The sequence below is a fragment of the Opitutus terrae PB90-1 genome (assembly GCF_000019965.1).
GTDB lineage: Bacteria > Verrucomicrobiota > Verrucomicrobiia > Opitutales > Opitutaceae > Opitutus > Opitutus terrae.
In genome coordinates this window covers 1,431,504-1,450,575 of sequence record NC_010571.1, presented here as the reverse complement: position 1 = coordinate 1,450,575, position 19,072 = coordinate 1,431,504, and the positions used below count along the sequence as shown (strand labels likewise).

At 67.3% G+C, this 19,072-nt stretch carries 12 protein-coding genes; 4 read left to right on the top strand and 8 right to left on the bottom strand.

What is annotated here, in order from left to right:
* Positions 1–136: 136 nt before the first annotated feature.
* Together OTER_RS05900 and OTER_RS05895 are read right to left on the bottom strand one after the other, a co-directional pair.
* Positions 137–706, bottom strand: a complete 570-nt coding sequence (locus OTER_RS05900; RefSeq protein WP_012373984.1) for a hypothetical protein — start codon at positions 704–706, stop codon at positions 137–139.
* A gap of 260 nt (positions 707–966) precedes the next feature.
* The gene (locus OTER_RS05895; protein ID WP_012373983.1) at positions 967–2,298 is read right to left on the bottom strand and encodes a CinA family nicotinamide mononucleotide deamidase-related protein; all 1,332 of its coding nucleotides are present in this window, start codon (positions 2,296–2,298) and stop codon (positions 967–969) included.
* Positions 2,299–2,334: 36 nt separating this feature from the next.
* Here OTER_RS05895 and OTER_RS05890 point away from each other — a divergent pair, with 36 nt between their 5' ends.
* Both OTER_RS05890 and OTER_RS05885 read left to right on the top strand, forming a co-directional pair.
* On the top strand, positions 2,335–3,867 hold the full coding sequence (locus OTER_RS05890; RefSeq protein WP_012373982.1) for an excinuclease ABC subunit UvrC: 1,533 nt from the start codon (positions 2,335–2,337) through the stop codon (positions 3,865–3,867).
* 16 nt (positions 3,868–3,883) lie between these two features.
* On the top strand, positions 3,884–5,362 hold the full coding sequence (locus OTER_RS05885) for a sialate O-acetylesterase (RefSeq protein ID WP_012373981.1): 1,479 nt from the start codon (positions 3,884–3,886) through the stop codon (positions 5,360–5,362).
* 310 nt (positions 5,363–5,672) lie between these two features.
* Here the strand turns inward: OTER_RS05885 and OTER_RS25740 are convergent, their stop codons facing one another.
* Positions 5,673–11,648 carry a putative Ig domain-containing protein gene (locus OTER_RS25740; RefSeq protein ID WP_012373980.1) on the bottom strand — a complete coding sequence of 1,992 codons (5,976 nt, stop codon included), beginning with the start codon at positions 11,646–11,648 and terminating at the stop codon, positions 5,673–5,675.
* Positions 11,649–12,122: 474 nt separating this feature from the next.
* Here OTER_RS25740 and OTER_RS05875 point away from each other — a divergent pair, with 474 nt between their 5' ends.
* Positions 12,123–12,626: a paraquat-inducible protein A gene (locus OTER_RS05875; protein ID WP_012373979.1), complete on the top strand. Its 504-nt coding sequence runs from the start codon at positions 12,123–12,125 to the stop codon at positions 12,624–12,626.
* A gap of 87 nt (positions 12,627–12,713) precedes the next feature.
* Here the strand turns inward: OTER_RS05875 and OTER_RS05870 are convergent, their stop codons facing one another.
* Complete coding sequence (locus tag OTER_RS05870; protein WP_012373978.1) at positions 12,714–13,373, bottom strand: hypothetical protein; 660 nt, start codon at positions 13,371–13,373, stop codon at positions 12,714–12,716.
* Between the two features lie 191 nt (positions 13,374–13,564).
* Here OTER_RS05870 and OTER_RS05865 point away from each other — a divergent pair, with 191 nt between their 5' ends.
* Positions 13,565–14,095, top strand: a complete 531-nt coding sequence (locus OTER_RS05865; RefSeq protein WP_012373977.1) for a peroxiredoxin — start codon at positions 13,565–13,567, stop codon at positions 14,093–14,095.
* 66 nt (positions 14,096–14,161) lie between these two features.
* Here the strand turns inward: OTER_RS05865 and OTER_RS05860 are convergent, their stop codons facing one another.
* The 4 genes from OTER_RS05860 to OTER_RS05845 form a co-directional block, all read right to left on the bottom strand.
* Positions 14,162–15,016, bottom strand: coding sequence for a PIG-L deacetylase family protein (locus tag OTER_RS05860; RefSeq protein ID WP_044891608.1), 855 nt, complete (start codon positions 15,014–15,016; stop codon positions 14,162–14,164).
* A complete protein-coding gene (locus tag OTER_RS05855) occupies positions 15,013–15,906 on the bottom strand; it encodes a nucleotidyltransferase family protein (RefSeq protein ID WP_012373975.1) in 894 nt (297 codons plus the stop codon). Before OTER_RS05855 ends, OTER_RS05860 begins: the two co-directional genes overlap by 4 nt.
* Before the next feature lie 192 nt (positions 15,907–16,098).
* Positions 16,099–17,544 (bottom strand): amidohydrolase family protein, encoded by a 1,446-nt coding sequence (locus OTER_RS05850; protein WP_012373974.1) that lies wholly within the window; start codon positions 17,542–17,544, stop codon positions 16,099–16,101.
* 159 nt (positions 17,545–17,703) lie between these two features.
* Positions 17,704–18,702, bottom strand: coding sequence for a threonine ammonia-lyase (locus tag OTER_RS05845; RefSeq protein ID WP_012373973.1), 999 nt, complete (start codon positions 18,700–18,702; stop codon positions 17,704–17,706).
* Positions 18,703–19,072 lie beyond the last annotated feature (370 nt).

Below are 19,072 nucleotides of genomic sequence, written 5' to 3'. Positions count from 1 at the left end.
TAGGTGCACGGTGAACGATGCGGCTCCCGCAGAGCGACGCAACCACTCACCTTCGTAACCCGCGCTGACGCTGGTCACGTGGACGGATCGTGGCGACCGATTCGCCGCGCGGCACCGCCACCTCGCCTAAAGCCGGTCAACCGACTTCGGGCCAGAGCCAGTAGAAAACGAGTCCGGCGCCCACGCCGTAGAACGCCGCATCGAGCAGATACTTCGCGCTCGAGGACCACGGCCGCGCTGACCAGATCGACTCCGTGATCGTGCCGAACCCGTAGGCGATGAAGCTGACCGCACCCACCAGTTTGGCCGCCGCGCGGGCGCGAGCGGGGTCGAGGCCGAAGAGCTGCGTCGCCAGAAACGCCGCGACGACGGTAACGACCACGGTGAAAAGAAACCACTGACCGAGTAATCGACCCATGTTCGGGGCACCGGCGGGCGCGAGCATGACCTGCCCCACCGGTCCCTCCCGATATTTCTGCATCATCGCCTCGCCACCCATTTCCTTCATGTCGCTGCAATACGGGATCACGTACCGACCCCGCGTGGGATTGCCGGCGCGAATCGCGGCGCGCACGGCCTCCTCGTTGGCAAAGCCGCGGTAATCGGGCGCGTGCCATTTGATGACCATGTGAATCAGTGAACTGATCACGAACACGACCACTGCGCTGAGCAGGATCGGCAACCAGAGGGAGAGCAGGGCATGCATGGGGGGGAGGTTGGTTGAACCGCGCCGCGTCAGAGAGAGCCTCAGTCGCCGCGGGGTTGGGGGTGCCCGATAACTCTCACAAAATCTTCCCTGGAAAAAGCCCGAACCGCGTGCACCACAGCGTCCCACCCTGCGGATACGGCACCGGTCGCGTCATAAACGCGAGCAAGACACCCCACGCTCGTGGAGACGGGCGGCGCACGAAAATTCGGCGGGTGGCGCGCCGTGCGCCTGCGGACAAGCCGCTGCGTGAATGGGGTCTACTGCATCACGCCGCTGCGGCGCGTGGGCGCCACGGCGCCGGAGGCGACGCGCAGCAGCTCACGGCGGAGCCAGTCGAGCGCGGCGTGCACCGCGCGGATCCGCGCCGTCGACCGCGAGCCCGGGTAATTCAACTTCTTCGACCACACGCCATGCGGCGCATGCAGCGCGATGAACGTGGTGCCGACGGGATTTCCGCCCGGGCCCGTCGTCTCGCTGCCGAAACCGGTCACCGCGAGACCATAGTCGGCGCCGAGCCGCTCCGCCGCGCCCGTGGCCATCGCGACGGCGCACTCCGCGCTGACGGCGCCATGCTGCAACAGCAGGCACTCCGGCACCTCGAGCAATTCCATCCGCGCGTCGTTCGAGCAGCAGACCACGCCGCCGGCGAAAAACTTGCACGCCCCGCTGATCTCGTTGAGCGCGCTCGCCAGCAATCCGCCCGTGCCGGTCTCCGCGACGGCGAGTCGCTTGTCCTGTACGCGCAGCAGTTCGCTTACGACCTTCGCGAGCGAATCGTGGCCGTAGGTAGCAACGTCCTCGCCGAGCAGCCGGCCGCATTCGCGCGCGATCACCTCGAGCTGCGCGGCCGACAAGCCTTCGTTCGCCGAGCTGATCCGGCAATCGACCATGCCGAGGTGCGCGCAATACGCCACGTTCAGCGCACCGCCGTAGCGATCGAAAATCGGCTGCAGCTTCGTTTCCAGCGCGGATTCGCCCACGCCCGCCGTGCGAATCTGCACATATGCCTCGCGCTCGAGGAGCAATCCCATCTTCGCCAGCTTCGGAAAAACCTGGTCGAGCACCATCGGCTGCATCTCGTTCGGTGGCCCGGGGAGCATGCACAGCACGCGGCCGTCCTGCTCGACCCAGAGCCCCGGCGCGGTGCCGTTCGGGTTCGGCAGCACTTCACAGCGCTCGAAGCGATACGCCTGCTTGAGATTGTTCGGCGTCATCTTGCGGCCAAACACCGCGAACCGCTCCTGAATCGCGTGCTCGATCGCAGCATCGAACACCAGCTTCTGCCCCAGCACCGCCGCGAGCACCTCTCGGGTGCGATCGTCACATGTCGGACCCAGTCCGCCGGTGGTGAACACCACGTCCGACCGCGGCCACGTTTCCCGAAACTGCCGCGCGATCGCCTCGGCGTCGTCCGTCACCGTTACGCAGCGTTGAAGCGTCACTCCGCGCCGTCCGAGCTGCTGCCCAAAAAACGCCAGATGCGTGTTGGTCGTCAGCCCGAGCAGGAGCTCGTCGCCGATCGTGAGCAGCTCGTAATGAACCTGACGCACGGGCTTGCGGGGACTCTCGCCATGAACGGATGAAACCATACTTGCGAGCGGGGAGATTAGACCGATTCTGGGAAAATGCCAGCCACCGCCCCGGTAAATCTCAAGGAGAAGGTTCGGCAGCTCCCTGACAAGCCGGGGGTGTATCTGATGAAAGACCGGCTCGGGCGAATCCTTTACGTCGGCAAGGCGCGCAGCCTGAAGAAACGCGTTTCATCCTATTTTCAACAGGGCCGCGCCCGCACGGTGATGCAGCCGAAGATTCGCGCGCTGATCCCGCTGATCCATGATTTCGACACGATCGAGGTGAAATCCGAGCCCGAGGCGCTGCTGCTCGAGGGCAAGCTGATCAAGCAGTGGCGCCCGCGCTACAACACCGATTTCACCGACGACAAGCGTTTCCTGCTCGTGCGTGTCGACCTGCGCGAGGAACTGCCGCGCTTCCGGCTCACGCGCCTCAAAAAGGATGACGGCTCGCGCTACTTCGGCCCCTTCGCGCACAGCGGGCTGCTGCGCAAAACCCTCGCGCAAATGCGCCGGCAGTTCGGCATCCTGCTCGGCGATGGCACGCCGCACAAACTTGCCGACGGCACGTGGCAGCTTTACGACGACGTGCGCCAGGAAATCTACGGCGGCATGCTGCACGTCACGCCCGAGGCCTACCGGCGGCGCGTGGACGACGCCTGCGCCTTCCTCGAAGGCAAGTCGCGCGAATGGCTCGAGACGCTGCGCGCCGAGATGGCGGAAGCCGCGACCAAGCAGCTGTTCGAAAAAGCCGCGGAACTCCGCGACGTCATCTTCGCCCTCGAGGAAACACTCGCGAAGACACGCCGGTTCGAGCGGATCGATCCCACCCGACCCAACGTCGACGAGGAGGCGCTTCGCGCGCTGGGCGAGGCGCTCGCCCGGCCGCCGCCGCGCACGATCGAATGCTTCGACATCTCGCACATCTCCGGGACGTTCGTGGTCGCCTCGATGGTCCACTTCGCGAACGGCCGGCCGGACAAGGACAACTACCGTCGTTTTCAGATCAAGAGCTTCATTGGCAACGACGACTTCCGCGCGATGGAGGAAGTCGTGGGCCGTCGGTATCGGCGGCTCGCCGAGGAAGGCCGTTCGTTTCCGGATCTCGTCGTGATCGACGGCGGCCGCGGTCAGATCGGCGCGGCGATCAAGGCGTTCGTCGCCGCGGACCTCACCCCACCCGTGATCATCGGGCTCGCGAAGAAGCACGAGACCATCTTCTTCGTCGACGAGCGGCCGCCGCTCAACCTGCCGCTGAACCATCCGGGTTTGAACCTGCTGCAACGCGTGCGCGACGAGGCGCATCGGTTCGCGAACACTTACAACGCCGTGCTCCGGTCGAAAAAAATCCGTGAAAGCGTGCTCGACGATTTCGCGGGCCTCGGGCCCGTGCGACGGGCCGCGCTGCTCGCGCATTTCGGCAGTATTGACCGGCTGCGCGCGGCTTCCATCGAAGAGATCGGCGAAGTCGAGGGTTTCGGCCCAAAGCTCGCGGCGGAGCTGCACGCGTTTCTCGCTCGGAAACCGGAGCCGGTTGCGCCAAACGTGGACGCTTCCGATGAGAATCAGACGGCTCCTGCGGATTAGCTTTACCTCCGCGCTCATGGCATCGCTCGCGTCCGCGGAGATCACGCTCGCTCCGGTGTTCAGCGACGGGGCCGTGCTGCAGCGCGACCGGCCGGTGCCGGTGTGGGGCCGCGCCGCGGCCGGCGAGAAGATCACCGTCTCTTTCGGCGCGCAGATCGTCCGCAGCACCACGGCCGCCGACGGCCGTTGGATCGTGTTGCTCGAATCGCAGCCCGCAAGCGCAGAGCCGGTTGATCTCGTGGTGTCCGGCCGGAAGGAAACCGTGCTGGTGAAAGGCGTGCTCGTCGGCGAAGTCTGGCTGGTCTCCGGTCAATCGAACATGGAGTGGCCGGTCGCGCTGCTGCGCGAGGACGAGCGGCAGCTCGCCGCCGTCGACCTGCCGCTCGTCCGGCAACTAAAGATCGAGCGCGCCGTCGCAAGCCAACCCGCGGAGACCGCGAAGACCAGCGGGTGGCAGCCGGCGCTGCGCGACAAGGTCGGCGACTTTTCGGCGATCGGATATTTCTTCGCGCGCGAGCTGCACCGCAAACTCGGCGTGCCCGTCGGGATCATCAACAGTTCCTGGGGCGGCACGGAGATTGAGGCGTGGATGAGCGACCTGGCCCGCCAGTCGACGTCGGTGGGTGCCGCGATGGAAGCGCGCTGGCAGCAGGCGAAGAGTGAATGGCCGCCGGAGCGCGTCGCGCGTTATCCGGCCGAGATGGAAGCGTGGCAAAAAGCCGAGGAGCAGGCGCGCGCCACGAAGACCAAGAATCCGCTGCCGTGGCCACAGCCGCCGGCGAGCGACGATTCGCCGCGCCGGCCGGGTGGACTCTACAATGCGATGATCGCACCGCTACGCCCGTGCGCGCTGCGTGGCTTCGTTTGGTATCAGGGCGAGTCAAACGTCGGCCGCGCCGCGGAATATGCCGAGCTGTTTCCCGCGATGATTCGCACGTGGCGCGCCAACTGGGGCGACGAGGCCCTGCCCTTCCTCTTTGTGCAAATCCCGGACTACGCCGATGACAATCCGGGCGGCCGGCAGTGGGCGCGGCTGCGCGAGGCGCAAACCCATGCGCTCGAGCTGCCGAACACCGCCATGGCAGTGGCGATCGACGTCGGCGACCCGGACGATATTCATCCGAAGAGCAAGGCCGAGCTCTCCCGCCGGCTGGCGCAGCTCGCGAAGGTGCAGGTCTACGGAATTCCGGGCGACGCGATCGGGCCGATGTTCGCGGAGGCGGTGCCCGAAGGAGCCGCGATGCGCGTGCGCTTCACGCACGCCGGCGGCGGACTCGTGGCGCACGGGCAGCCGGTGCAATCGCTCGAGCTCGCCGGGTCCGACAAGATTTTCCATGCGGCGAGCGCGAAGATCGATCGCGGCACCCTCCTCGTCACCTCGCCGAAAGTGAAGCAGCCCGTCGCAGTGCGTTACGCGTGGAGCAACGCGCCCGTGGCGAACCTCTACGACGGCGCAGGCCTGCCCGCCGCGCCGTTTCGGTCGGATGATTGGTGAAGCAGGCGGCAGGTAGTCGGCAGTAGGCGGTAAGCGGTAGGCAGGGCGCAACAGCGTGCGTTGAACTCTCAGTTCGAGCGAGGGCTGACCACTCAAGGTGGAGCGGCTTGCCCTCAAGACGCTGCAACCCAACCAGCGCGTTGAGGGCAACGCGCTCCACCTAAAAAGAGGTGGCCCACCATCCGCTGCCACGATGAACATTCTGCGTGAACGTCGGCCAATGCCTGCGTGACCGACGCTAAAAAAACAGGACGGATCCGAAGATCCGCCCTGGGAAGAACGTTCAGGGACGGCGTCGCGCCGCGACAGCTTACGGCAGCTCGTAGACTTCCACGATGGCGGCGCCGATGCCGCCATCCGCGCCGTTAACCTCGGCGGTGTAGACGCCCGGCGGCAGCGTGACGAGGATCGCCGCGTCCTTGCTGCCGGAGTTCAGCGCAAACGCACCGGTGGTCGTCGCGGCTGCGGAGATGGCCGCGCCGGTCGAACCCGGATAATCCTGCACGGCCGTTTCGGGCGTCTGCCAGTCGTCGTTGCGGGCGATGACCGTCGCGTTGCCGGATTGGATTCGATAGAGCGTGAGCTTCGGATTCGCGAGCACGTCGGGCACCTGCTGCGCCGTGAGGCCCGGGCCGACGCCGCGGATCAGCACCTGCCGGCTGGTCTGGCCGGCGATGACAAAGCCACCCGTGATGGGTTGCCCGGCCAAAGCGACGCCGCGCGCGGAAATGTTCACCAGCTTCGGCTGGTTCGCGGGCGGCGGCGTGGCCGAGGCGTCATAGACCTCCGCGAGCACGGTGCCGGTGGCCCCGTTCTCTCCGCCCACGTGCATCGTGTAGACGCCGGGCGTAAGCGTGACGATCACGGCCGCGTCCTCGCTGTCGGCGTTGAGCGGGTAAGCGCCAAGCCGCGCGAACTCCGTCGTGAGTTGGCTGGCGCCGCCCCACCGACCGTTGGTCAGCAGCGTTTGGCCATTCGAGTTGAAGAGCTGCAGCTGCGGCGTGGCGAGCACGCCGTTCACGCCCAGCGAGGTCAGACCCGGGCCGACCGCGCGCAACACCACCGTCTGCGCCCCGGTGCCGGAAATCACGAAGCCGGTGATGACCACTGTATTCGACGCGACGATTCGCGTGTTGACGGAGAGATTGGTCACGCGGCTCGTTTGGGTCGTACCGTCGGCTACGACCACCGTGATCGTGGCGGTGCCGGTGCCCGCGGCGTTGGTCGCACCCACCACGACATTGTAAGTGCCGGTTTGCGTCGGCGTGCCCGTGATCAGGCCGGTGGCGGAATTGATGGCAAGCCCCGGTGGCAGTCCGCTGGCCACATAGGTGGTCGGACTTTCCGTCGCCGTGACCGCGTAGAGGAAATTCGATCCCGCCGCTGCCGCGACCACGCCCGCGCTGGTGATGCTCGGCAGGGCCGCGCTCAGGCGCCCCTGCGCCTCGATCAAGCCCGTCGAGCTTTGCGGGTTGGAACCGACGATCGCGCTGGCGCGAACGTAAACCGGAGTGGTTGGATCAGTCGGCAGCGTGACGCCGGTCACCTGCCAGTTGGTCGAGTTCGGCACGCGGGTGGCCTGGCCGAGCGTCGTCCAAGTGGCGAGGTCCGCCGACGTTTCGAGATACGCGCTGGAAATTTCCGGCGCCACGCCCGAGCGCACCCAGGTAACGGCGTTGCGCGCGGCATTCGTCGTGAAGGCCACGGCGCCCGTGTTCGACGAAGTCGTGGCGATGCGCGCGAGACCGGCGCGCGCCAAGCCGTCGACTTGGTTGAACCGTCCACCGATCACCACCTTGCCGTCGCGCTGGAGCAGCACGGCGGTCACCTCCCCGTTCGGGTTCGAGGTCAGCGTGGGATCGATCGTGCCGTTCGCGTTCAAGCGGGCGACGTAGTTGCGCGTCTCACCGGCGATGCTGGTGAAGGCGCCGCCGACCACGATCCGGCCGTCGGTCTGCAAAGCGAACGAGTTGATGGCGGTCGCGCTGCTGACGGTCGTGAAGCTCGGATCTGCGGCGCCATCCGCGGTGAGCCGCAAAAGTACGCTGCGCACGCCGCTGCCAGCCGCGAGGACCACGATGCGGCCGCTCGCGTCGACCGCGAGACCGCTGACCGCGCCGGGCACTGTCGGGGCAAACGAAGCATCGAGGCTGCCGTCGGCCTTGACGCGCGCGAGCTTGTTGCGCGCAACTCCGCCGACTTGCGTGAAATCGCCGCCGATGAGCAGGTCGCCGTCGGGCTCGAGCGCGAGCGCGAGCACCTCGCCGTTGACGTTCGGATTGAAGTTCGCGTCGAGCGAGTCGTCAGTGTTGAAGCGCGCGACCCGGTTGCGCGTCGCGCCGGCGATCTGGGTGAACGCGCCAGCGACGACCGTGCGACCGTCCGCGATCGTGAGCAGGGCGTTGACCGCGCCGTTTGGATTCGGCAGGAACGCCGTGCTGATCGAGCCATCGCTGCTCATGTTGGCGAAGTTGTTCGCCGGCGTGCCGTTGATCTGGGTGAACGCGCCGCCGACCATCAGCGAGCCCGAGGGCTGCACGTTCGTGAGCGCACCGGTCGCGATGAGCGAGCCATCGGTGTAAACCGCAAGCGCGGTGACCTGCCCGTCGACGTTCGGATTGAACAGCGGGTCCACCGTGCCGTCGCTGTTGAGCCGCGCGAGCCGGTTGCGCGGCGTCGCGAGCGAGGCGTTGTAGGTCGTGCCGCCGGGCTGGAGCGCGGTGAAGGTGCCGCCGAGGACGATCTTGTTGTCCGCCGGTTGGAGCGCAACCGTGCTGACGATGCCATTCGGGTTGGGATTGAAGGTGTCGTCCAGCGTCTGGTCCGCCTTGAGCCGCGCGACATAGTTGCGCGTCGTGCCACCCATGGTGGTGAAATACCCGCCGAGGACGATCTTGCCATCGGGCTGAAGCACGCCGGCGCTGACGAAGCTGTTCGCGTCGAGGTCGAGGGTGGTGTCAACGGAGCCGTCGGAGTTGAGCCGCGCCACGAAGCTGCGATCCACGACCGTGGTCGTGCCGTTCGGATACAGTCCGGAGAAGCCGCCCGCGATCAGCAGCTTGCCGTCCGCCACCGGGAGGATCACCTGCACCTGGCCGTTCGGGTTTGGATAGAAGCCGGTGTCGAGCGTGCCATCCACGTTGAGCCGCGCGATGCCGTTGCGCCCGGCGGCCGTCGAGGCGCCGCTCGCCGTGATCGAGGAGAAGTTGCCGCCAACGACGAGCTTCCCGTCCGACTGCATCAGGAGGGAATAGACCTCGTTGTCCGGCGAGACGACGAAGGAGGTGTCGAGCTGGCCGTCGGCGTTGAGCCGCGCGAGGAAGTTGCGTGAAGTTGTGTTGATGGCGCTGAACGAGCCGCCGATCAGAATTTTCCCGTCCGCCAAAGGCCGGATCACATAAATCGTGCCGGTGCTCGTGCCGCTCGACGCCGTGCCGGTGGTGGTTACCGGCGTGAAGGTCGAGTCGATCGTGCCGTCGGGATTGAAACGAACGAGCGAGCGGGAATTGCCGCCGAGGTCGAAGGTCGCCGCGATGAGTATCTTGCCATTCGAGTCGACCGTCACCGCCCGAATCGAACTGATGGAGGTCACCTCGGAGCTGAAATGGAAGCCGCTGCGCAGCGCGCCGTTCGTCTCGAACCAGGCGAAGCCGCTGCGTTGCGTCGCGACCGGCAGCCCCTTGGCCGGCGACTCGGCCATGGCGTAAACCGGGCCGTTGAAGCTCGGCACAAAACTCGTGTCCGGCGTGCTGTCGGCATAGAAGCGCGCGAGGTTCGCGCCGCTCGTGCCGCCGAACCCGGCGAAGTTGCCGGCGACGATCACCGCGCCGCCGAACTGCTGCGTGATCGCGCGGATGTCCGCGCCGCCGATCGTGCTGAGGTCGGCGCTGAAGCTCGTGTCGATCGCGCCGTTCGCCTCCGCGCGCAGCACGCGCGAGCGCGGCACCGCGTTGACGCCAGCCTGCGCGAACGTCCCGGCGACGACGATCTTGTTGTCGGCCGCGATCGCGAGGCCCATCACCTCGTTGCCGATCGTCGTGTCGAGGTAGAGATTGAAATCCTGGTCGAGCGTACCGTCGGTGTTGATCCGCGCGACGTAGTTGCGCTCGTAGCCGTCGGCGATGCCGTTCGGCTTCAGCGCCGAGAACCGGCCGCCCGCGACCACCTTGCCGTCGGCCTGCAGCGCGAGCGTGCTGACCTGGCCGTTGAGATTCGGGTCGTAGGTTTTGTCCACACTGCCGTCGGCTTCGACCCGCGCGAGATTGTTGCGGGTCGTGGCGGTGGTATCGCTGTTGGGCGCGAGCACCGCGAACGCACCGCCGAACACGATCTTGTTGTCCGACTGCACGACGATCGCGGCCACCGTGCCGTTGACGTTCGGGTTGAAGCCGGTGTCGAGCGCGCCGTCGGCGTTGAGCCGCGCGAGTCCGTAGCGGGTGGTCGCGCGCGTGTCCGCGCTGCCCACCACCGTCGAGAACGGTCCGCCGATGAGGATCTGGCCGTCGGACGCGGCAGCCATCGCGACGATCGCGTCGTTGGCCTGCGCTTTGAAGGCGAGATCGACCGAGCCGTCGGCGTTGAGCCGCGCGAGGCAGTTGCGCGACACCGGCTCGGTCGTGCTGAACGGACTGAGCGTCGTGAACGCGCCGCCGATCACCAGCTTGCCGTCGCCCTGCAGCACCATCGCGTTCACCTGGTTGTTCGGCGCGGGACTGTACGCCTCGTCCACCGATCCGTCGGCGAGATTCAGTTTCGCGAGATACGGGCGCGCCACCGTGTTGATCCGCGTGAAGGAGCCGCCCACGATGATCTGCGTGGCGCTAACCTGCACGGCGGAGATCACCGGGCCGTTGATGTCGGCCTTGAACCGCGGATCGATGCTGCCGTCGGCGTTCAGCAGCACCACGCCGTTGCGCGTCTGGCCGGCGATGCTGGTGAACGTGCCGCCCACGAGCCACTGGCCGTTGCTCAGCTTGATCAGCGAACGTACGCGGCCGTTCACGTCGGGCCGGAAATCCGTGTCGAGCGCGCCGCGGAACGAAACCCGCGCGAGGTGATTGCGGACGACCGACGTCCGCCCCTGTCCGCGCAGCGTCAGGAAGGCGCCGCCGAGCAGCACCGAGCCGTTCGATTGCACGGCGATCGCGTAGACGGCGTAGTTTGGCCCCGGCAGGAAGGTCGTATCGAGTACGCCATTCGGCAGCAGCCGGCCGACATAACTGGACGAGCCGTTGCCCACGGCCGTGAAGGACCCGCCCACCAGGATCGCGCCGTCCGGCTGCAGCGTGATGACCGAGACCGGCCCGTCGGCAAAACCAGAGAAGCTCGTGACCAGCGTGCCGTCAGCGTTCAACCGCGCCAACCGGGTCATCGCGCCGGCGGACGCGTCGAGCGTGACGCCGTTCGGGGTCAGGCCCGTGAACGTGCCGCCGATCAGGATGTTTCCGCCGGGCAGCACTTGGATCGCCGATACGGCGTTGTTCGCCTGCGGATCGAATGTCGGATCGACGGTACCATCGACGTTGAGCCGCGCGATGCGCTTGCGCGCGGTGGTCGCGGCCGCGCCGTTGGGCTGCAGCGTGGTGAAGCCGCCGCCCACGAGAATCTGGCCGTCGGGCTCCAGCGCGAGCGACAGCACCATGTTGTTCGCGTTGGGATCGAAGCCCGCATCGAGCGTGCCGTCGCTGTTGAATCGCGCGAGCCGGTTGCGGAGCGTGAACGTCGCCGCGCCGTTCGGCTGCACCGCCTTGAACCCGCCGCCAACGACGAGCTTGCCGTCCGACTGGAGCAGCAGGCTCGTCACTTCCGGCGTAAGTGAACCGCCCTCGTCCGCGGTGCGGGGTTCGATGTTGGGATCGAACGTCGCATCGAGCGAACCGTCGGCGTTGAGGCGCGCGACCCGGCGGCGCGTCACGCCCGCGACGGAGGTGAACTTGCCGCCGATCACAATCTGGCCATTCGGCTGCAGGATCAGCGCGCTGACCTGGCCGTTGACGTTGACGTTGAACGTGCCGTCCTCGCGCCCGTCGGGCAGCAGTCGCACGATATTGGCGTGCGGGATCGGCCGGGACGATCCCGTTGGCTGAATCGCCGTGAAGTTACCCGCGACCAGCACCTTGCCGTCGGGCTGGATCACGACGGCGTAGACGGTGCCGTCGACGTTGGGGTTGAACCCGTCCGCCGCTGTCGAGCCCATGACTTGGCCCAGCACCGCCGGTGGAAACAAAGCTGCCCCGCAGAGGGCCAGGACGAGCAGCACGGGGCGAAAAACAGAAGCAATGGGCATGACGGGAATCTATTTGTAGGAAAATGCAGACAGGCCGGGAGGATGGCGCGAGGGAAAAGGTCAGCGTTTCTCCGTGAAAAAGGGGGCTATGACAAGCCTCCTGCTCGGGTTATGGCAAGCTTGCGCGGAGGCGCACGTCGCGGGCGGCTTCACCGTCGGTGCAGGCGGCCGCCGGACTCACCTCCGGCCGAATCGGCCGGCGAGCGGATGCGGCCGGGGATGACCGCCATCACTGGCGCCACCGATCAAACGCGAAAACCGGCGGCCACCTCGACACGCCGGGTCTGGAGAACTGGAACGCACGCCGGTTAGTGTCGGGCGGCAATCGCGAAGTTCCGGGAAAATACCAGCCGCCGCCTCGCAGCCGGCGACTGTTCGAGCGCGTCGCCGCCCGCGACCGCCGGCCGCGCGGAACCGTGTCATCTGCGCTATGTCCGTTGCGCGCGCCCGCGGGCCGCGGCACGCACTCTTGCCATGTCCACTTCCAGCTTCAGCCGGATTTCCCCTTCGGCCATCCACCGCAGCGTGCCGTGGGTGTTGGCGGCCGCCTTCCTCCTGTTCGGCGCGGGCGTCTTCGTGCCGTTTTTCCGCGTCACCAAATTCTGGGTGTTCGACGACGCGATCTCGGTGGTCGGCGGCATCCTCACGCTGTTTCACGAGCGCGAATACTTCCTGTTCGCGGTGCTGTCGCTGTTCACGCTGGTGTTCCCGTGCGTGAAGCTCGGACTGCTCGCGATCATCTGGGCCGAACGCGAGCACAACCTCACGCGCGTCCGCCGGCTGCATCGTTGGGTGGCGAGCCTCGGCAAGTGGTCGATGCTCGACGTTTTCGTCGTCGCCATCCTGATCGTCGCGATGAAATCCGCCGCCGTGGCCCAGATGGAGGTCGGCGCCGGACTGTATCTTTTCACCTTTTCGGTGATCGCCACGCAGCTCGCGTCCTCGCTCGTCGCGCAACTGCTCGAGCATGCCGACTGAGCGAAGAAAAAGCCACAGCGCCCAGGGCGCTGTGGCTCGTCGCGGACCTCCCAGGCTGGACACCAGGAGGAACGCTCAGGCGGTCGGTCAGAAGTGATAGTTCAGACCGATCGAGTATTCGGCCGAGTCGTCGTCATCCTCGACGGCCTCGTATTGCGCCCGGGCGGTGACGCTCCAGCTCGCATTGACGCGATACGTCGCCTTCGCGCCGATCTCGTATTCGTTCGCGTTGAAGCCCGTCGCGCGAACGAAGTTCACGAACGGCGTCACCGAGAACTGCGGCGCCGCCAGGAACTCCATGCCGACGCCCACGCGATAAATGAACGAGTCGTCGCGCAGCCCGCCGACCTTCTGCCAGTCCCAGCCGGCCGTGGCCATCGCGTAAGGCCGGCCCCACGCGAGCGTGGTGTAGGCCGTGGCGCCGACTTCGAAGACCTGGTCCGTGCCGCGGACGCCCGCCCACTTTGCGCGGGCCCAATCGTAGTTCAGGCTCGCGTCGAAATTCGCGTTCACCGGCTGATTGAAGGTGACGCCGAAGCCGTTCGCGTGCGACGGACCGCTGCCGCTCAGGTCGATGTAGTTGTATTCGACCTGGGTGTAACGGGAGCCGATCAGCCCGCCCGACGTGATCGTGTCGGCGGGATTCGGCACCGCCACGTTGGCGTCCTGTGCCTGGGCCGTGGCGACCGCACCGAGCGCGACCGTCATGGCGATGAGGAGTGATTTCAAGTTGGTGTTCTGTTTCATGTGTTATGGTCTGTAGCTGACTCCGCCGCTGCTTGCGCAGCCGCGAAATCGGGATGGGTGTGACCGCGGTTTTCCGGAAAGTTCCTCGGCCAAATTCACCGCGGGCGCGCGATTTAGATGGAACTTTTGCTGCGTCATGTGTCCGTCGCGCCACTTGCGATTCGGGCCCATCGGGAAATACTGCCGACGCCATGAATCTCCGCACCACCTCCCTCTTCGCGCTCATGTTTCTCTCCACCTTCCTTTCCGTTTTCGCCCGCTCCCAACCGCTCAAGGTCGGCGACGAGGCGCCCGCGGTGAGCGGGACCACGGAAGCGGGCACGCCGCTCGCCTTCGCCGACGTCTACAAGCAGCAGCCCTACACGCTGGTATATTTCTACCCGAAGGCCGACACAGCCGGTTGCACGAAGCAGGGCTGCTCGCTGCGCGATGCGTACGAAACGCTCGCCAAAAAGGGCGTCGCGGTGATTGGCGTCAGCCACGACGACGTGGCCGCGCAAAAGGCATTCAAGGAGAAATACCAGTTTCCGTTCACGCTGATCGCCGACACCGACGACACGGTGCTGAAGGCGTTCGGCGTGCCGCACATCCCCGCCACGCAGCTGGCCACGCGTCAGGCTTACCTGATCAAGGACGGCAAGGTGGTGTGGGCGGACTACAGCGCCTCGACCGAGCAGCAGGCGGCCGACGTGCTGAAGGTGCTCGACGAACAAAAGAGCTGATACGAGCACGCGTCGTTGTAGCCGGAGTCATTGACTCCGGCCACATTTTGCGATCGTGCGCCCGCGCTACTCCAGCCGCGTGATGCGCGCCGCAATGTCGCAGCGGAGTTTCTCGACATGCGTCAGTGTGAACTCGCGCACCGATAGCGTCGCGTCGGCCACGAGCGGCGTCAGATCCATGGCCCAGGTGATCGCGCTCGCCGCATCCGTCGCGTGCGAGGTGTGGAACGTGGCATTCGCGCGACGCCGGCCGAGCGCGGCGAGGTCGTAGCGCTTGCCGCCCGCCACCTGCGAGTCGAACACCTTGATCAGTTCCAGCGCGAGTTCCGGCTGCGCGCTCGCGTCGAGCCCGATCTTGTCCTCATCCGCCAGCCAATCGAGATCCCGCCAGCCTTCGCAGCCGACGACCCGCCGCGGCCGCCGGTCGGCGGGAAGCGCGCGGATCGCCTCGAGGCAGCGGAGCAACACCGCGACGTGCGTGTCGTGTTTGTCCGCCGGCTGGTGCAGGTAGACGATCTCCGGCGTGCACGCGCCGAAGATCTGCGCGAGGTCCTCGTGCACCCCCGCGTGGCCGGGCCGTTTCACATCCGCGCTCGGATGCGCCAGCTGCAGCATCAGGTTGTAGCGGCCCAGCTCCGCGGCGCGCCGCTGCTCCTGCCGCCGCGCGTCGATCATCTGCGCGTCGGTGAAACTCGCATACGCGCCGGCGCGCGGCGAACCGGAGCCGTTGGTCACCACCACCCCGGTGAAAAACTGGTCGCGCCGGCCGTAGCACGCCGCGATGCCATGGTGCGCCATGATCTCGAGGTCGTCCTGATGCGCGACGACGCAGAGGTGCGTCGTCCGCGCAAGCGCTTGTTCCGCCATACTGCCATCGGCGCGCGGAAGGAAAACATCGGCATCGGATCGGCTGAGCTTCATGAGGAGAAAAGTGGCGCGGGATACTCGCCGCGCCGCACGCGGTCCGCAATCGCGGCCATGACCCGGGGCTTGTCCTCCCGATAGGTCACGCCAAACCACGCGCTGTCGGTGGGCCGCACGCGGACCACCGCTTGCCCGCGCGCGGTCATCGTCGAGACCGCTGCCGGCAGATAAAATTCCGCTTTCGGCTCCGTGCCGTGCGCCGCCAGGAATTCGCGCAGCTGCTCGTCGAGCCCGCGAAAAACCGCGGGCGTGAATCCCCAGCAATTCATCGACACCGTCTCCGCGCCGGAAAACGCCGCGCCGCGTCCCACGTCGCCCGCCATGATGCCGGTGCGCTCCGTGATGCTGGTCAACTCGCCTGCCGCGTTCGTCGTGCACACCCCACGCGACACCGCGCCGTGCTCCGACAGCGTATTCGCGAGCTGAAATCCCACCATCGCGAACCGCGCGGGCGCCGGGCTGGACGCCGGCGTTTCTTGCAGGAACTGCGCAAGCGCCGCCAAGGACGGCGCGCCGTAGAAGTCGTCCGCGTTGATCACCGCGAAGTTTTCCCGCACTGCCCCGCGCGCGCACCACACCGCGTGGCCCGTGCCCCACGGCTTCTCGCGCCCGACCGGCACGCGGTAATCCGCGGGCAGATCACTCATCTCCTGGAACACATAATCGACCGGGACGCGATGCGTGTAACGTGCGCCGATCCGCTCGCGGAAGAGCGGCTCGAATTCACGTCGAATAACGAACACCACGCGGCCAAAACCCGCGCGCAACGCGTCGAACACCGCGTAATCCAGCACCGTCTCGCCCGCCGGACCGACCGGATCGATCTGCTTGAGCCCGCCATAGCGCGAGCCCATGCCGGCGGCGAGAACGAGAAGCGTGGGTTGCATCCGCGCGATGCAGAAGCGATCCGCGCACGCGGTCAACGCTCCGCGCACCCCGTGGCACGGGCGTCCCGCCCGTGGACGGCGCTCCGCGCCGCCCCGTACGTTTTCTCAAACCTCCCTCGCCAACTCTCACCGCCGACCGGGAGGCGCCTCGGCGAAACCCCCTCCGCGCTTCGCGTCCGCTCTTCCGCGCGCTTACACCGACCAGAGCCGCTGCTGCAGTTCCGCGAACCGGGCGACGATTCCGCTCTGCGCCGGATGCCGCCACTGCCCGATCCGTTGGCGCGCCCCCACCCACACCTCGCGCACCGCGCGCGGACTCACGCCGAACACCATCGCCGCCAGCAACTGCTCGGGCGCCGCACCGACCAGCGCCGGATCGAACAGATTCACGGTGAAAAAGTCCGCCGGTCGACCGACCTCCAGCGCTCCGCCCGGCGCGCCGAGGCTGCGCGCGCCGGCCGACGTCGCCATCTGCCAGAGCGCGGCGGCGAGATCGCCGCGCAGCCCCACGGCGCGAGCGGATTGGCTGCGCAGCAGCAGTTCGATCGCCCGCGCCTGATCGAGCACGCTGCTCTGCAGCGGACCATCGGTGCCCAACGCGAACGTCGCCCCCGTCGCGAGCAGCTGGTCCGCGGCGAGGCTGCCTTCGCCGAGCTGCGCCGCCGCCGCGGGGCACGCGCAGACCGTCACCCGCGCCGCGCCAATCGCGCGCACGTCCTCCGCACTCAAATGCACGCCGTGCACCGCCACGAAGCGCTTGTCGAGCAAACCGTGCTCGCCGAGCAGCACGGCCGGCGTGCGACCGTATTCGGCGACACAGGCCGCGGCCTCGTGTGCTGAGGCGCCGAGCACGACGTGTAACCGCAGCCGCTTCGCGTGCGCGTACGCGGCGACGGTCTTCATCATCTCGAGCGGCGCCGTGCCAAGTCCGCGCACGGTCACGCCCAACCAAGCTTCGTCGCCCGGCAGGTTTTTTTCGATGTGCGCCCGCAGACTATCGGATTCCTGGAGGAACTGCTCCGCAGTCGGCGTCAGGCCGCGGGCCGGACCCGAGCCCGCCGGTTGTCCGAAATCCGCGCGATTCGAAAAACCATTCAGCAAACAGATCCGCACGCCGACGTCGCGTGCCGCCCGCAGAATCGCGCGGGCCCCGAGATGCGGCTCGGGCCACGGCGCGCCGTCCGCCGCGCGCTGCAGCGTGTGCGCCTCGCCCACGCAGGTGATCCCGGTGGCCAACATTTCCAGAAACGCGAGTCGCGCGGCGTCGTAGAGATCGTCTGCCGTGAGTCGCCCGAGCGCCAACGCCAGCCGCTCCGTCCAGTCACCGAGGGTTTCACGGTCGCTGCGCAGTCGCAGCTCGAACCGGCCGCGCAACACGCGCTGCCACGATTGCGCGTGCGTGTTCACCATCCCGGGCAGGGCCGCCTGCCCCGGCAGCCGCTTCGCCCGCGAGAGATCCGCCGACTCGCGCGTGAAGCGGGTGATTCGGCCAGTCGCGTCGGCGAAGAATGCCAGCCCTGTTTCAAACTTGTCGCCCGTGTAAACGCAGTCGGGCAGCCAGCCGATTTCCTTGTCGTGCGCCGGCTGCGTCGCCGCCGGCGCTGGTTCCACTGGAAGGGTCTTCTCGCGTACGCTCATGGGGTGCGACGCGACAGTGGATCACGTTGCGCGGCGGGCGCCAAGCCGGCGGTGGCGTTCAGGCGGGCGCCTCTCATTTTTCTGACATGGGCGGGACGCCCATGCCACGTGGCACGGGCGTCTCGCCCGTGGGTTTGCAGGAAAATGAGATGCGCCCCGTCAGGCGGCGCGCGGCTCGGCGATCGCCGGCTCGTCCTCTCCGGCCATCACGATCTGTTCATGCCGACGCGCGTCTACGTTCCGCCCGGTGATCGGGAGCACGAGCGCGGCGCCCGTCACCTTGCCGGCCAACACTGCGGCGACGGCGGCGGCGCCCGCGCCTTCGGCCACGACGCCTGCGCGACGCGCCAGCAGCCGGATCGCGGCGGCGAGTTCGTCTTCGTTAACGGTGACGACGTCGTCGACCCGTGACGCGGCCAGTTGGTAGGTCAGCGCGCCGACCTGCGCCACCGCCAAGCCGTCCGCCAGCGTCGGCAACACCGCGGCCGGAGCGACGCGCTCGCGCACGCACGCCGCCAGGAAGCATGCGGCGTTCTCCGGCTCGACGGCGATCACGCGCACGTCCGGCCGCAGGGCTTTTACCGCGGTCGCCACGCCGGCGAGCAATCCCCCGCCGCCGACGGGCACCACGATCGTGTCCAGCTGCGGCGCCTGTTCCAGCACCTCGAGCGCCAGCGTGCCCTGCCCCGCGATCACGCGCAAATCGTCGAAAGGATGCACATACGTCGCACCGCAGCGCTGCGCGAAGACGCGCGCGAACGCCTGCGCGTCATCGAACGTGCGCCCGTGCAGCACCACCTCCGCGCCGAGCCCGCGACAGCGCGCGATCTTCACCGCAGGCGCGACCGTGGGCATGACCACGATCACTTTCACGCCCAGCGTGGCGCCGTGGAACGCGAGCCCGAGCGCGTGATTGCCGGCGGACGCCGCGACCACGCCCCGCGCGCGCTCCGCGGCGCTGAGGCAGAGCAGCGCGTGGCGCGCGCCGCGCTCCTTGAATGAGCCGGTGTGCTGGAGATCGTCGCGCTTCAGCCACACGCGCATGCCCGTCTGCTCCATAATCGCCGGCGCCAGATGACAGGGCGTGCGGCGCACGCAGCCAGCCAGGCGTGCGCGCGCGGCTTCGACATCGTCCAGAGTCAGGGAGGGCTTTTTCATGGAAAAACAAAAAGCCCTGAGCGGGATGCTCAGGGCTTCGGGAGAGAGTGGTTTGATTTTAGTTTACACAGCCACGCGCCGCCGCCCTGAGAAGGGGCGAATCATAATCACGGCGGCAATCATCACGCTGTGGTTCATCGTGGCTTTTGGCAGGCGGACAGGAGAACGCGCTCCCCCGTCCTTGTCGAGCCCGCAGTCTCGCGTCGGGGCCAAGCTAGTTTCACGTAATACGTGAAACTAGCCCGCGAGCCCAACGGCTGCTCCGCGCTCCAAGGAGCTCACCAAGCGCTGCTGCCGCCCAAACCCGTGGCGTCTGCTTTGGCACCCGGCGCTGCCCTTTTTCAGAGTCCTCGCGGCCTTCGTCGTTATC

What these genes read in the sequence shown, in the direction of transcription:
- OTER_RS05900 (WP_012373984.1), bottom strand. Translation starts at nt 706, where the DNA reads ATGCATGCCCTGCTCTCCCTCTGGTTGCCGATCCTGCTCAGCGCAGTG.
- OTER_RS05895 (WP_012373983.1), bottom strand. Translation starts at nt 2,298, where the DNA reads ATGGTTTCATCCGTTCATGGCGAGAGTCCCCGCAAGCCCGTGCGTCAG.
- OTER_RS05890 (WP_012373982.1), top strand. Translation starts at nt 2,335, where the DNA reads ATGCCAGCCACCGCCCCGGTAAATCTCAAGGAGAAGGTTCGGCAGCTC.
- OTER_RS05885 (WP_012373981.1), top strand. Translation starts at nt 3,884, where the DNA reads ATGGCATCGCTCGCGTCCGCGGAGATCACGCTCGCTCCGGTGTTCAGC.
- OTER_RS25740 (WP_012373980.1), bottom strand. Translation starts at nt 11,648, where the DNA reads ATGCCCATTGCTTCTGTTTTTCGCCCCGTGCTGCTCGTCCTGGCCCTC.
- OTER_RS05875 (WP_012373979.1), top strand. Translation starts at nt 12,123, where the DNA reads ATGTCCACTTCCAGCTTCAGCCGGATTTCCCCTTCGGCCATCCACCGC.
- OTER_RS05870 (WP_012373978.1), bottom strand. Translation starts at nt 13,373, where the DNA reads ATGAAACAGAACACCAACTTGAAATCACTCCTCATCGCCATGACGGTC.
- OTER_RS05865 (WP_012373977.1), top strand. Translation starts at nt 13,565, where the DNA reads ATGAATCTCCGCACCACCTCCCTCTTCGCGCTCATGTTTCTCTCCACC.
- OTER_RS05860 (WP_044891608.1), bottom strand. Translation starts at nt 15,016, where the DNA reads ATGAAGCTCAGCCGATCCGATGCCGATGTTTTCCTTCCGCGCGCCGAT.
- OTER_RS05855 (WP_012373975.1), bottom strand. Translation starts at nt 15,906, where the DNA reads ATGCAACCCACGCTTCTCGTTCTCGCCGCCGGCATGGGCTCGCGCTAT.
- OTER_RS05850 (WP_012373974.1), bottom strand. Translation starts at nt 17,544, where the DNA reads ATGAGCGTACGCGAGAAGACCCTTCCAGTGGAACCAGCGCCGGCGGCG.
- OTER_RS05845 (WP_012373973.1), bottom strand. Translation starts at nt 18,702, where the DNA reads ATGAAAAAGCCCTCCCTGACTCTGGACGATGTCGAAGCCGCGCGCGCA.